The 12537-nt window shown below is 57.8% G+C and carries 14 protein-coding genes; 12 read left to right on the forward strand and 2 right to left on the reverse strand.

Annotation, left to right across the window (positions count from 1 at the left end):
* Window positions 1-287: 287 nt before the first annotated feature.
* A complete protein-coding gene (locus NFS22_RS15895) occupies window positions 288-1562 on the reverse strand; it encodes a BMP family ABC transporter substrate-binding protein (protein WP_251318684.1) in 1275 nt (424 codons plus the stop codon).
* 61 nt (window positions 1563-1623) lie between these two features.
* Window positions 1624-2199 (reverse strand): xanthine phosphoribosyltransferase, encoded by a 576-nt coding sequence (locus NFS22_RS15900; RefSeq protein ID WP_251318685.1) that lies wholly within the window; start codon window positions 2197-2199, stop codon window positions 1624-1626.
* A 433-nt stretch (window positions 2200-2632) separates the two neighbouring features.
* On the opposite strand from NFS22_RS15900, the gene NFS22_RS15905 reads away from it, so the two are divergent.
* The 12 genes from NFS22_RS15905 to hisS all read left to right on the forward strand — a co-directional run bounded on the left by NFS22_RS15905 (window position 2633) and on the right by hisS (window position 12525).
* The gene (locus tag NFS22_RS15905; protein WP_251318686.1) at window positions 2633-3442 is read left to right on the forward strand and encodes a ParB/RepB/Spo0J family partition protein; all 810 of its coding nucleotides are present in this window, start codon (window positions 2633-2635) and stop codon (window positions 3440-3442) included.
* A 343-nt stretch (window positions 3443-3785) separates the two neighbouring features.
* Window positions 3786-4550: a ParA family protein gene (locus NFS22_RS15910; protein WP_251318687.1), complete on the forward strand. Its 765-nt coding sequence runs from the start codon at window positions 3786-3788 to the stop codon at window positions 4548-4550.
* 23 nt (window positions 4551-4573) lie between these two features.
* Window positions 4574-5467 (forward strand): ParB/RepB/Spo0J family partition protein, encoded by an 894-nt coding sequence (locus NFS22_RS15915; RefSeq protein WP_251318688.1) that lies wholly within the window; start codon window positions 4574-4576, stop codon window positions 5465-5467.
* Window positions 5460-6080, forward strand: a complete 621-nt coding sequence (locus NFS22_RS15920; protein WP_251318689.1) for a hypothetical protein — start codon at window positions 5460-5462, stop codon at window positions 6078-6080. The genes NFS22_RS15915 and NFS22_RS15920 overlap by 8 nt, the downstream gene beginning before the upstream one ends.
* Before the next feature lie 50 nt (window positions 6081-6130).
* Window positions 6131-7432, forward strand: a complete 1302-nt coding sequence (gene serS, locus NFS22_RS15925) for a serine--tRNA ligase (protein ID WP_251318690.1) — start codon at window positions 6131-6133, stop codon at window positions 7430-7432.
* A 19-nt stretch (window positions 7433-7451) separates the two neighbouring features.
* The gene (locus NFS22_RS15930) at window positions 7452-8198 is read left to right on the forward strand and encodes a PilZ domain-containing protein (RefSeq protein ID WP_251318691.1); all 747 of its coding nucleotides are present in this window, start codon (window positions 7452-7454) and stop codon (window positions 8196-8198) included.
* Window positions 8199-8231: 33 nt separating this feature from the next.
* On the forward strand, window positions 8232-8627 hold the full coding sequence (mscL, locus tag NFS22_RS15935; RefSeq protein WP_251318692.1) for a large-conductance mechanosensitive channel protein MscL: 396 nt from the start codon (window positions 8232-8234) through the stop codon (window positions 8625-8627).
* A complete protein-coding gene (locus NFS22_RS15940) occupies window positions 8628-8999 on the forward strand; it encodes a hypothetical protein (RefSeq protein ID WP_251318693.1) in 372 nt (123 codons plus the stop codon).
* A 3-nt stretch (window positions 9000-9002) separates the two neighbouring features.
* Window positions 9003-9716: a 16S rRNA (guanine(527)-N(7))-methyltransferase RsmG gene (rsmG, locus tag NFS22_RS15945; RefSeq protein WP_251318694.1), complete on the forward strand. Its 714-nt coding sequence runs from the start codon at window positions 9003-9005 to the stop codon at window positions 9714-9716.
* Window positions 9717-9837: 121 nt separating this feature from the next.
* A complete protein-coding gene (locus tag NFS22_RS15950; RefSeq protein WP_251318695.1) occupies window positions 9838-10569 on the forward strand; it encodes a nucleotide-binding protein in 732 nt (243 codons plus the stop codon).
* 44 nt (window positions 10570-10613) lie between these two features.
* The gene (locus tag NFS22_RS15955; protein ID WP_251318696.1) at window positions 10614-11030 is read left to right on the forward strand and encodes a methylglyoxal synthase; all 417 of its coding nucleotides are present in this window, start codon (window positions 10614-10616) and stop codon (window positions 11028-11030) included.
* 133 nt (window positions 11031-11163) lie between these two features.
* Complete coding sequence (gene hisS / locus NFS22_RS15960; RefSeq protein ID WP_251318697.1) at window positions 11164-12525, forward strand: histidine--tRNA ligase; 1362 nt, start codon at window positions 11164-11166, stop codon at window positions 12523-12525.
* Window positions 12526-12537: the final 12 nt, after the last annotated feature.

Consider the following 12537-nt stretch of genomic DNA (forward strand, 5'->3'; position numbering starts at 1 on the left):
GCTCAAATTATATTATTGCGCGCCTCTTTGATTAGTGTTTTAATACGATATACAACAGTCTCAAATTCATATAAGTCATGATTCATAATTAAATTTTGAGTATCAACATTATCATTCTATTATCCTCCAAATCCCGATTTGCCGGACGGATTATATCACAGCATGCCGGCATTTGGACGGCAATGCGCCCTGTGCCTGATTTTGGTATTCTGCTGCCAATAAATATGCGGGCCGGCCGGTGGTATCCGGCCGGCCCGGTTCGGGTCTGCGTTGATTTGGCGGGAGGATCAGCCCTCCATCACGCCAGCTACATTGTAATCCATGCTGCCCTTGATCACGCCGTCGTCCACAGAGGGGCCGCCGGCGGGCACGATCACCGTGCCGTTGGTATCCACCAGATCAGCCTCGGTCTTGACAACCTCCAGCTCGCCGTCGTCGCTGATGATATAGCTCAGCTTCACGCCGGTGAACACGTCCCACTCGCCGTCTACCATCATCTGGCGGACCTGCTCCATTGCGTCCTTGGTGCCGGGCGCGGCAACCGCTTCATTCAAGGGGGAGGCGTCCACAAAGCCCTCGGCCAGACCGGCGTAGTAGGCGTTGCCGCCCATCTTGTCCACAAACTGGGAGGCGTCGCCGTCACAGGCCATGGCGGCCTCGATAGCGGTCTGATAGTACACGTTCCAGTGCCAGATGGCGGCGGTGATGTGGGCGTTGGGGGCCTGCTCGGTCATGTCGGAGTTGTAGCCGCAGCCGAAGACGCCGTTCTCCTGGGCCACCAGCTGGGGCTGGGCGGAGTCGCAGTGCTGAGAGATGACACCGCAGTTGTAGGTGTCGATCAGAGCCTGGGCGGCCTGGCGCTCCAGGTTCTCGTCACCCCAGATGTTGATCTTCTTCACATACACGGTGGCCTCAGGGTTGGCGGACTGTACACCCAGCGCAAAGGCGTTGATGCCGGAGCAGGTCTCAGCATACTCGGTGTTGTAGGCGGCCACATAGCCCACGGCGGGGTTGCCGATCTCCCAGGACTTCATACCGGCGGCGATGCCGGCCAGATAGCGGGCCTGATAGATGCGGCCGAAGTAGTTGTTGAAGTTGGTCTCATTGCCCAGATAGCCGGTGCCGTGGGAGAAGCAGATCTCGGGGTAATCCCCGGCCTTGTCGTTCATGGCGTCGATATAGCCGAAGGAGATGCCGAAGATCACGTTGGCTCCCTGGTTAGCCAGGATGTCGATGGCGCTGCACACAGCGTCATAGTCCTCATCCACCTTGTCCACAATGAGCAGCTGGGTGGCGGGGTCCATGCCCAGGTCCTTCATGGCGGTGGTGATGCCGTTGTGGTGCTGGAAGGTGTAGCCGGCCACATCGTTCTGGCTGGTGATATAGATGGCGCCCACCTTGAAATCGCCGTTACCGGCGGGAGCGGGGGTGGATACATCACTGCCACTGCCTGCCGCAGGCGAATTGCCGGAAGCCGCGGGGGTACTGGTGTTTCCGCCGCCGCAGGCAACCAGGGACAGGCTCATGGCAGCGGCCAGAGCCAGCGCAAGAAACTTTTTCATTCTGTTTCCTCCTTAAAATTTGTTCTTCCTCTTTATATATTAAAACCGAATTGCTTCGGTTTTAATCCACAAACTCCACGCCGGACTCCTCGCTCATAGAGGCCACCCGGGCTAGGGATTCTACCCGGATGCCCTTGGCCCGCAGACGGTCACCGCCGGGCTGAAAGGCCTTTTCAATGACAACGCCCGCCCCGGCCAACTGGGCCCCGGCCTGATTCACCAGGTCAATGAGCCCCTCCAGGGCCGCGCCGTTGGCCAAAAAGTCGTCAATAATCAGCACTCTGTCCTGAGGGCCCAGAAACTTGGTGGAGACAATCACGTCATACACCCGGCCATGGGTGAAGGACTCCACCTTGGTGGTGTACACCTCTCCGGCAATGTTTTTGGTCTGAGTTTTCTTGGCGAAAATCACCGGGCAATGAAAAAACTGCGCCGTGACACAAGCGATCCCGATGCCGGAGGCCTCGATGGTCAGAATCTTGTTCACGCCGCAGCCGTCAAACCGGCGCAGAAACTCCTTGCCGATCTCCTCAAAAAGGGCAACATCCATCTGGTGGTTCAGAAAACTGTCCACCTTCAGCACATCATTCCCCTTCACGATGCCGTCTTTGCGGATACGCTGCTTTAACAGCTCCATGGGGTTTTACCGCCTTTCTGAAAAAACGACGGTGGCCCGAACTGGCCGGGCCACGTCCTATTTCAAAAATTATCACGGATACATTGTACAAGAAATTCTTTCTTTTTTCAATCCTTTTTTTCCCGTTTTTCCTTCAATCTTAACCAATTTTTTGGGCCAGTTCTTGTCTTTTTCGCCAAATCCTTCCAACTTCCGCAAGACGCGGACAGCCCAAAACCCCTGGGCTGTACCGGTTTCCCAGGAAATTTTTCCTGGGCGACGGCTTTCGACGCTTTGATTTCCAATTTATGGTAAACTATTCCTGTAAGCCGTCCTTCCCACATTGCTGCAATACTCAAATTTGTTGGCACACCCCCATAGGGGCGGCAAATCTGATATTGCTATTGTAATAAGTACCATTCCGTATATTACACAAATGAAAGGTGGTTTTTTCATGTGGCCGCTGCAAAAAAAGGGGATTTTTGAGACTGGACGGGTGCTCTTTCTCCCTGTTGACGCCATTCACCCCAATCCCTATCAACCCCGCCGCACGTTTACCCAGCCGGAGCTGGAGGAGCTGGCCGATTCCATTCAGGAGCTGGGGGTGCTTCAACCCCTGACCGTCCGCCGTCGGGACGGACAGTGGGAGCTTGTGGCCGGGGAGCGCCGCCTGCGGGCGGCAAAGCTGGCAGGGCTGGAAACCGTTCCCTGCCTGTCTATCCAGACGGACAGCCAGTCCTCTTCCCTGCTGGCTCTGGTGGAAAACCTTCAGCGCCGGGACCTGGACTTTTGGGAAGAGGCCCTGGCACTCCGCCGTTTGATTGACACCTACCACGTCTCCCAGGAGGATGTGGCCCGGCGCATTGGCAAAAGCCAGTCCGCCGTGGCCAACAAGCTGCGGCTGCTCAAGCTGCCCCATGAGGTACTGTCCACCCTCCGGGACCACAGCGCCACCGAACGCCATGCCCGTGCTTTGCTTCGCCTGAACTCGGAGAGCCAGCAGATTGACGCCGCCCGGCAAATTGCGGAGGACAACCTCACTGTGGCCCAAACCGAGGCTCTGGTAGACGGTATGCTTATGGCTCAAGCCCCCGCCGGGCGGAGGCGGCCCACCTTTGTCATCAAGGACGTGCGGCTGTTCCTGAACACCATCACCCGCAGTCTGGACATTATGCGCTCCGCCGGGGTGGACGCCCAGTGCCGCCGCCAGGACTCTGATGAAGAGATTACCCTGACCATACATATTCCCCGCCGGGCGGGGTAATGTTTCACGTGAAACACACAGAAATTAATTTCAGAAAATTCTTTCCGGCTTGTAGAGCTGGACCATTCGGCCCGCCGCTGGTTGCAGTTTTTGTGAACGGCGCTCCCTACAGCGCCAAAATTGACTTTCAGTGTGAAACATGGGAGCCGCTGTGCGGCTCCCCCTTTCTTTTTGAGAAATCTTGAAAAACAGTTGAAATATCTGACAGCGGTTGATATAATCATAGCAAGCGCAAAAATTACTGACTGCGGGCCGCATCCCTGACTGGCCCGGCTGGCAGAAATTGCGAAGGCCGCTGTAAGCATGATACAACTACTTATTTTCCTCAAGGAGGCCATTATTCATGGCAAAGATTATTGCCGTTGTCAACCAAAAGGGCGGTGTGGGTAAAACTACCACCACCGTCAACATCACCGCCGCGCTCCACGCCTTGGGCAAGCGGGTGCTGCTGTGCGACTTTGACCCCCAGGCCAACGCCACATCCGGTATGGGGGTGGACAAAAACACCGCCTCCCCCAACGTCTATGACCTGCTGGTTAGTGACGCCGATCCAGGCAAGGCCATTGTGTCCACCCGGTATGGTGATGTGCTGCCTTCCAACAAGGCGCTGGCCGGTGCGGGCATTGAGATGATAGGCATTGACAACCGGGAGATGCTGCTGAAAAACGCTCTGGACACCCTGGCGGACAGCTATGACTTCATCTTTATCGACTGTCCGCCCTCCCTGGAGCTGCTCACAGTCAACGCCCTGTGCGCCGCCAACTCCCTGCTGGTCCCGGTCCAGTGCGAATACTACGCGCTGGAGGGGCTGAGCGACCTGCTGTCCACCGTCCGCCTGGTAAAGCGGAAGCTGAACCCCAATCTGACTATGGAGGGGGTACTGCTCACCATGTTTGACAGCCGCACCAACCTGTCCCTGCAGGTGGCGGAGGAGGTCAAGCGCCACTTCCCCGGCCAGGTGTATGCCACCGTCATTCCCCGGAATGTCCGCCTCTCTGAGGCGCCCAGCCACGGCAAGCCCATCTCTGACTACGACCCTTACTCGCGGGGCGCCGAGGCCTACAAGCTTCTGGCGGAAGAGATGTGCGCCGCTTTGACCCAGCAGTGACAAATCAATAAAGAGGTAAAAATATGGCAAAACGAAAGACAGAACTGGGCCTGGGCCGGGGGCTGAACGCCCTGCTGGGCGATCCGGAGCTGCCAGCCCAGGGGGAAGGATCGGTAGCCCTGCCTATCTCCCAGGTGGAACCGGGACTGAATCAGCCACGAAAGCGGTTTGAACAGGGCGCGCTGGACGATCTGGCCGAATCCATTCGGGTCCATGGCATTATCCAGCCCCTCACCGTGCGCCGGCTGGCCTCGGGATATTACCAGATCATTGCCGGGGAGCGGCGGTGGCGAGCGGCCAAAGCCGCCGGGCTCCAGGAGGTGCCCGCCGTTATTATTGAGGCGGACGACCGCAAGGTAATGGAGTTGGGACTGATCGAAAACCTCCAGCGGGAGGACCTGAACCCGGCTGAGGAGGCCCGGGGCTACCAAACCCTGATGGAGGAGTACGGCCTGACCCAGGAACAGGTGGCCCAGCAAATGGGAAAATCCCGCCCCGCCATTGCCAACACCCTGCGCCTGCTGGCTCTGCCGGACGAGGTAATGACCCTGATGGAGGAGGGCGTTCTCTCCGCCGGACACGCCCGGGCTATTCTGGGCGCACCCACCGCCGCCCTTCAAAAGGAGGCCGCCAAGCGGGTGGTAGCGGAGCAGCTCTCCGTCCGTCAGACGGAGGCCCTGATTAAGACGCTGCAAAAGGAGAAGCCAGTCCAACCCAAGGAAACAGGCCCCGACCTCTCTCTCTACCTGGGCGAGCTGGAGAAAGATCTGGCCGGCCGCCTGGGCCGCAAGGTAAAAATCGCCCATAAGGGCAAAAAGGGCCGGATAGAGCTGGAATACTATAATGAGCAGGACCTGGAGACCCTGCTGGCCCTGCTGCAAAGTTTAAAGGCGCAGGGAGGTGGACAAGATGGCTGAGGGACGTAAAAATGGCCCCAGCGAACCCTTTATAGAGGACGCCCACCGCTTTCCTGAGGACAATTCCAAAAAACGGCATCCTTCCTCCCCCGATTCGGACAGCCGGCGGCGGCGCGCCCAGCAGCGCAAACGGCGCAACTCCGTCTTCCAGTATATCGCGATCATGTTCATGGCGGCTTTTGTCCTGCTGCTGTTTACCTTTATGATGGAGCGCCGGCAAAGCCAGCAGCAGATTGACGATTTAAAGCAGTCCAACTCCGCCGCCCAGACCCTCCAGGGACTGATTGACGAAAATACCCAACTGAAGACCCAGACCGACACACTGGAAGATCAGATCAATGAGCTGCAGGATCAGCTTGCCGCCGCAAAGGAAGAACAAGAAGTGCTTCAAGCCCAGCTCCAGGGTGAACAGCGGTCAGATGTGGCTATGCAATACTTTTGGCAGATCAACGAGGCCTATGTCCGGGGGCGCACCGCCCTGTGCAAGCAGCTCATCACCGCTCTGGAGGAGGACAACTTCCAAAACGATCTCCCCACAGAGAACATTACCGGCACCGACCGCTTCTCCCCCTACGACCGGTATATGGAAATTCGGGGGAGAGTCATTAAATAATCCGCAATGTTTCACGTGAAACACTAAGCTAATATAAGGAGAGAAACAACATGCTCGATATCCGATTTATCCGGGAAAATCCCGATGCGGTAAAGGAAAACATCAAAAAGAAATTCCAGGAGGAAAAACTCCCCCTGGTGGATGAGGTGTTGGAGCTGGACGCCCAGAACCGCGCCGCCATGTCCGAGGCCAACGAGCTGCGGGCCAGCCGCAACAGCCTGTCCAAGAAAGTGGGCATGCTCATGGGCCAGGCCAAGAAGGACCCCTCCAAGCTGGCCGAGGCGGAGGAGGCCAAGGCCCAAGTAAAGGCCAACGCCGACCGCCTGGCCCAGCTGGAGCAGCTGGAGGGCGAGCTGGCGGAAAAAATCCGGAAAATCATGTTGGTCATCCCCAACATTATCGATCCCTCCGTCCCTATTGGCCCCGACGACTCCGCTAATGTGGAGGTGGAGCGCTTTGGTGAGGCCGTCACCCCCAGCTTTGACATTCCCTACCACACCGAGATCATGGAGTCCTTCAACGGGGTGGACATGGATGCCGCCGGCCGGGTGTCCGGTAACGGCTTTTACTACCTGATGGGCGACGTGGCCCGGCTCCACGAGGCGGTGCTGGCCTACGCCCGGGACTTTATGATCGGCAAGGGCTTTACCTTCTGCATTCCCCCCTTTATGATTCACGGCAACGTGGTGGAGGGGGTCATGAGCCAGACCGACATGGAGGCCATGATGTATAAAATCGAGGGTGAGGACCTCTACCTGATCGGCACCAGCGAACACTCCATGATCGGCAAATTCATTGACCAGATGATCCCCGAGGACTCCCTGCCCCAGACCCTCACCTCCTACTCCCCCTGCTTCCGCAAGGAGAAGGGCTCCCACGGCATTGAGGAGCGGGGCGTTTACCGCATCCACCAGTTCGAAAAGCAGGAGATGATTGTGGTGTGCAGACCCGAGGACTCCATGGACTGGTATGAGAAGATGTGGCGGTACTCCGTGGAACTGTTCCGCTCCCTGGACATTCCCGTCCGCCAGCTGGAGTGCTGCTCCGGCGACCTGGCTGACCTGAAGGTGAAGTCCTGCGATATTGAGGCCTGGTCTCCCCGGCAGCAGAAGTATTTTGAGGTCTGCTCCTGCTCCAACCTGGGAGACGCTCAGGCCCGCCGCCTGAAAATGCGGGTGAAGGGAGAGAAGGGCACCTATCTGCCCCACACCCTGAACAACACCGTGGTGGCGCCCCCCCGCATGCTCATTGCTTTCCTGGAGAACAACCTCCAGGCCGACGGCAGCGTTGTAATCCCCAAGGTCCTCCAGCCCTACATGGGCGGCCTGGAGGTCATGGTCCCTAACAAGTAAAAGAGGGAGGAGAATTATTATGGGTATCTTTTCATTCTTTTCCAGAGATACAGAGGAAGATGATGACGAGCTGGAGCTGGAACAGCCCTCCCTTCCCGGCCAGCAGACAGACAGCGCCCCCACCGGGGAGTTGTTTGAGGGCATGCGCGTTGAAGTAATGACCAAGGAGGGCAGCCCCCTGCTCTCCGGACGGATCACCGAGCGCACAGATGACACCCTCACCCTGAGCCGCCTGCCTGGGGAGCTGTCCTTTAAAATCACCCCGCTCAACTCCGCGGTAAATCTCAGCGGCTACGACAAAAAGCTGATTCCCATCAGCCTCAGCGCCACTGTGGAGGAGTCCACCCGCACCACCCTCAAGCTCAAGGACCTGAAGGTGGAAAGCCACATCGAGAATCGGGATACCTTCCGTCTCCCCTTCTCCGCCCCTGTGTCCATCTACCGCAAGGAGGACGACCGGTTCAGAAATCCAGAGGAGTGCCAGCTTGTCAACATCAGCACCGGCGGCTGCTGCATCCAGTCGGAGTACATCCATATGGAGGACGAGGTTGTTCGTGTCCGGGTAAAGCTGGAGGAATACGCCCCGCTGAACTTTATCGGCCAGATCGTCCGGTGCGTGGAACACGCCCCCGGCCAGTTCCGCTACGGCATCCTCTTTGCACAGCTGACGGAACAGGAGATTACCTCCCTGAACAAAACCCTTTATAATCTCCAGATGGGGATCAAAGAGACCCGCATCCGCAGCAGTGAGGACAAGGCCTGGTAATCTGCGGCCCAAAACAACCGTGGAGGTACACCAATGAAACAATTCATGGAAGAATTCAAGCAATTTATCGCCCGGGGCAACGTGATGGATATGGCCGTTGGCGTCATTATCGGCGGGGCATTCAGCGCCATCACCACCTCCCTTATTAACGACATCATCATGCCCTTTCTGGGTATCTTTACCGGCAGCATCAGCTTTGCCGACCTGTCCTTCACCATCAACGGAGCGGTCATAGCCTACGGAAACTTTATTCAAGCGGTTCTCAACTTCCTGATTATGGCCTTTGTGGTGTTCTGCATCATCAAAACCATGAACAAGTTCCACCGCAAAAAGGAGGAAGCTCCCGCCGAAGCGCCCGCCCCTGCCCAGCCCTCCCCTGAGGAAAAACTGCTTGCTGAGATCCGAGACCTGCTAAAGGAGAAGAAGTAAATGGACAAACGCAACCCACAGGAGAAGGAGGAGCCGGGCTTCACCCCCTCCTCCCCCGTCAAGCGGACCCTGGCCTGGATTGGAGTTGTCTACGCCCTGATCCTGCTGGCTCTGACCACCTATTTCTTCTTCACCGCCACCACACTGGGCAACCTGGGTCCGCTGCTCACCGTCCCGGGACTGATCGGACTGGGAATCTTGTCCCTGGTGTCCTGGCGGACAGCGGGCCGGCCGGGCAAATGGCCCGCCATCATCCTGGCAGTCATCTGCTGGCTGCTGGCCCTGGCCACCCTGCCTATCGGCATTGCCGGACTGCTGTCCAACTTCTCTGACAGCGCTGCTGTTATTGGAGTCTCCGTTCTGGGAGGGTAAGTGATGGAACAAATCATCTCCGCCGGGCTGGAGGAGCTGAATCTGTCCGGCAAAATTCCAGAAACCGCCCCCGCCCGGCTGGCAAAATACGGCCAGCTGCTCCTGGAAAAGAACCAAGTGATGAACCTCACCGCCATCCGGGAGCCGGAGGGAGCGGCCCGGCTGCACTTTCTGGACTGCGCCGCCCTGCTGAACTACTGCGATTTTCAGGGGAAAACCCTCATTGACGTGGGCACCGGGGCGGGTTTTCCAGGCCTGGCACTGAAAATAATGGTCCCCACTTTGGATGTCACCCTGCTGGACTCCCTGAACAAGCGGCTGGACTGGCTCGATGAAGTGAGCACAGCTCTGGAACTGGAGGGCGTCCGCACTCTCCACGCCCGAGCGGAAGAGCAGGCCCTGGTAAAGGGCTATCGGGACAGCTTCGACTTTGCAGCGGCCCGGGCAGTGGCTGACCTGCGGGTCCTGTGTGAGCTGTGCCTGCCCTACGTAAAGGTGGGCGGACAGTTTCTGGCCATGAAATCCGCCAACAGCACGCAGGAATTGGAGCAGGCCGCCCACGCCGTCAAACTGCTGGGCGGACGGGTTGCGGATATCAAGGACTACACAGTTCCGGGCACAGAGGTTACCCACCGTCTGATTATCATTGAAAAGCTGGCCCCCACGTTGAAGGGCTACCCCCGCCGGTGGGCAAAAATACAAAAAGAGCCCCTGTGACGGGGCACTTTTCCCAAAACTGCAAAGAAATTGTAAATTTTTTCTAAAAGTTTTATGGGAAAAGGTTGACGGATGGCAGATTTATGGTACACTAAAGCTGTAAGGTTAGGAGGTCTCTTCCATGGGAACGGTCATTGCGATCACATCAGGAAAAGGCGGCACAGGAAAGACCTCCATCACTGGCGGCGTGGCCTGCTCTCTGGCCCTTATGGGGCGCAGAGTGCTGTGCGTTGACATGGATATCGGCCTGCGGAATCTGGACATCTCTCTGGGACTGAACGACCGGGCGCTGATGGACTTTTCCGACGTGGCGCTGGGGCGCTGTCCCCTGGCCCGGGCCGCGGTTGAGCACCCCGACCTGAAGGGGCTCTCTCTGCTCACCGCTCCCATGACCCTGCCGGCCAGCCTCACCGCCGAAAAAGTAACTTCCTTACTGAACTCCGCCGCCGAATATGACTACATCCTTATCGATTCCCCCGCCGGCCTGGGCGCCGGCTTCCGGCTGGCCACCTGCGCGGTGGACCGGGCTATCGTCATCTCCACCAACGACGCCTCCTCCCTGCGGGACGCCCAGCGCACGGTGGCGGAGCTGGAGCACCTCAAGCAAATCCATCTGGTTATGAACCGGATTCAAACCAAGCTTTTGCGCAAGCTGCGCGCAACCATTGACGACGCTATGAACGCCGCCGGGCTGCCCCTGATTGGAGTGGTGCCGGAGGACCCCCAGGTCATCCTGTGCGCCAACCTGGGCCTGCCCCTTACCACCCGGGGCAAACGGGGTGCCGCCCTGGCCTGCTGGAACATTGCCCAGCGGCTGGAGGGGAACCGGGTACCCATCATGCGCATCCGATAATTCCATCTACCCCAAAAAATACGAAATGAGGAGGTCTTGCAGCCATGAACATCGCCATAATGAGCCACACCAAAAAGCAGGAGCTGATGGTACAGTTCTGCACCGCCTACTGCGGCATCCTGTCCAAACACTCCGTCTGCGGCACAAACGCCACCGGCCGTATGGTAGCCGACGCCACCGGCCTGCCTGTCCAGCTTTTCCTCTCCCACGAGCACGGCGGAATTGAGCAAATCGGCCAGCGCATTATATACAACGAAATCGATATGGTGCTGTTCTTCAACTCCCCTCAGGATGAGGAGATGGACAAGGACGTGCTGTATATCACCCGCCTGTGCGACCAGCACTCTGTCCCCGTGGCCACCAACGTGGCCACCGCTGAGCTGCTCATCCACAGTCTGGCCCGGGGCGATCTGGATTGGCGCGAGGGTATGAACCCCAACCGGGTTCCCTTCGCTCTGTAAGCGGCGGTCCCCACCGCATGTGCGCGCTCCCGTCCAATCTTGGGGATGGGAGCGTTCCGTTTTTCATAATATCCCGCCAGTCAGGCGAAACCAAATAAACTGTGTGTCATTGAGAAAGAGAGGAAATCGACTTATGGCTAAGGTACAACCCCGCACCCTGTCCGGCTTTATGGAGCTCCTTCCTGCCCGGCAGATCCATTTTGACCGCATGGCGGCCATCATCCGGGAGTCCTTCTCCCGGTATGCCTTCACCCCCCTGGACACCCCCTTGATTGAAGCCAGCGAGGTTCTGCTGGCCAAGGGGGGCGGCGAGACGGAAAAACAAATCTACCGCTTCACCAAGGGGGACAGCGACCTGTCCCTCCGCTTTGACCTGACAGTCCCTCTGGCCAAGTACGTGGCCCTGAATTACGCCAAGCTGGCCTTCCCCTTCCGCCGTTTCCAGATCGGCAAGGTCTATCGGGGCGAGCGGGCCCAGCGGGGCCGGTTCCGGGAGTTCTATCAGGCGGACATTGACATCATTGGCGACGGCAAGCTGGACATCTTCAACGATGCCGAGATTCCCGCCGTCATCTACCAAACCTTCACCTCCCTGGGGCTGAAGCGGTTCCAGATCCGGGTCAACAACCGGAAAATTTTAAACGGCTTCTATGCCATGCTGGGCCTGACCCCTCAGGCCGGGTCTATTATGCGCACGGTGGACAAGCTGGAAAAAATCGGAGAAAAATCTGTCCGGGAGCTGCTCACCGCACCTGATATCGGCCTGAATGACGAACAGGCGGCAAAAATTCTCAAGTTCATTGCCATCAAGGGCAGCAACGAAGAAGTAATCAACGCTTTGGAGGAGTACCGGGGCCAGGAACCCAAATTTGATGAGGGTTTGGATGAGCTGGCCGCTGTAGCGAAAAACCTGGCCGCCTTTGGCGTGCCCGAGACCCACTTCGTCCTGGACCTGACCATCGCCCGTGGGCTGGACTACTACACCGGCACCGTCTACGAGACCACCATGCTGGACCACCCGGAGATCGGCTCTATCTGCTCTGGCGGGCGGTATGATAACTTAGCGGAATATTATACCGATAAACAACTTCCTGGCGTTGGAATTTCCATCGGCCTGACCCGCCTGTTCTTTGTTCTGGAGGACCAGGGTTATCTCAACGACAACATGAACACCTCCCCTGCCGACGCGCTCATTCTCCCCATGACCGAGGACATGGGCCCTGCTATCCAGCTGGCTACCTATCTGCGGGACCGGGGGCTTCAGGTTCAGATCCATGGTGAGCAGAAAAAGTTCAAGCAGAAAATGTCCTACGCCGACAAGCTGGGGGTTCCCTACGTGATCCTGCTTGGCGAGGATGAAATCAAGCAGGGCAAATACACCTTAAAAGATATGCGCACCGGAGAACAGAAACTGCTGACCGCCAATGAGGTTGGGGGAGAAATCTTCTGCCACACCGACGTAGGCAATGGCACAAAGCCAATCCTGGACAAGTAGAAGTAATGAAAA

Source organism: Flintibacter muris (assembly GCF_943192995.1).
Taxonomy (GTDB): Bacteria; Bacillota; Clostridia; order Oscillospirales; family Oscillospiraceae; genus Lawsonibacter; species Lawsonibacter muris.

Excerpts from the sequence above, each read along its gene's own strand:
- NFS22_RS15900 (WP_251318685.1), bottom strand. The coding sequence starts at position 2,199 with ATGGAGCTGTTAAAGCAGCGTATCCGCAAAGACGGCATCGTGAAGGGG.
- NFS22_RS15930 (WP_251318691.1), top strand. The coding sequence starts at position 7,452 with ATGGGTATCTTTTCATTCTTTTCCAGAGATACAGAGGAAGATGATGAC.
- rsmG (WP_251318694.1), top strand. The coding sequence starts at position 9,003 with ATGGAACAAATCATCTCCGCCGGGCTGGAGGAGCTGAATCTGTCCGGC.
- hisS (WP_251318697.1), top strand. The coding sequence starts at position 11,164 with ATGGCTAAGGTACAACCCCGCACCCTGTCCGGCTTTATGGAGCTCCTT.
- mscL (WP_251318692.1), top strand. The coding sequence starts at position 8,232 with ATGAAACAATTCATGGAAGAATTCAAGCAATTTATCGCCCGGGGCAAC.
- NFS22_RS15915 (WP_251318688.1), top strand. The coding sequence starts at position 4,574 with ATGGCAAAACGAAAGACAGAACTGGGCCTGGGCCGGGGGCTGAACGCC.
- NFS22_RS15940 (WP_251318693.1), top strand. The coding sequence starts at position 8,628 with ATGGACAAACGCAACCCACAGGAGAAGGAGGAGCCGGGCTTCACCCCC.
- NFS22_RS15895 (WP_251318684.1), bottom strand. The coding sequence starts at position 1,562 with ATGAAAAAGTTTCTTGCGCTGGCTCTGGCCGCTGCCATGAGCCTGTCC.
- NFS22_RS15910 (WP_251318687.1), top strand. The coding sequence starts at position 3,786 with ATGGCAAAGATTATTGCCGTTGTCAACCAAAAGGGCGGTGTGGGTAAA.
- NFS22_RS15905 (WP_251318686.1), top strand. The coding sequence starts at position 2,633 with ATGTGGCCGCTGCAAAAAAAGGGGATTTTTGAGACTGGACGGGTGCTC.
- serS (WP_251318690.1), top strand. The coding sequence starts at position 6,131 with ATGCTCGATATCCGATTTATCCGGGAAAATCCCGATGCGGTAAAGGAA.
- NFS22_RS15955 (WP_251318696.1), top strand. The coding sequence starts at position 10,614 with ATGAACATCGCCATAATGAGCCACACCAAAAAGCAGGAGCTGATGGTA.
- NFS22_RS15950 (WP_251318695.1), top strand. The coding sequence starts at position 9,838 with ATGGGAACGGTCATTGCGATCACATCAGGAAAAGGCGGCACAGGAAAG.
- NFS22_RS15920 (WP_251318689.1), top strand. The coding sequence starts at position 5,460 with ATGGCTGAGGGACGTAAAAATGGCCCCAGCGAACCCTTTATAGAGGAC.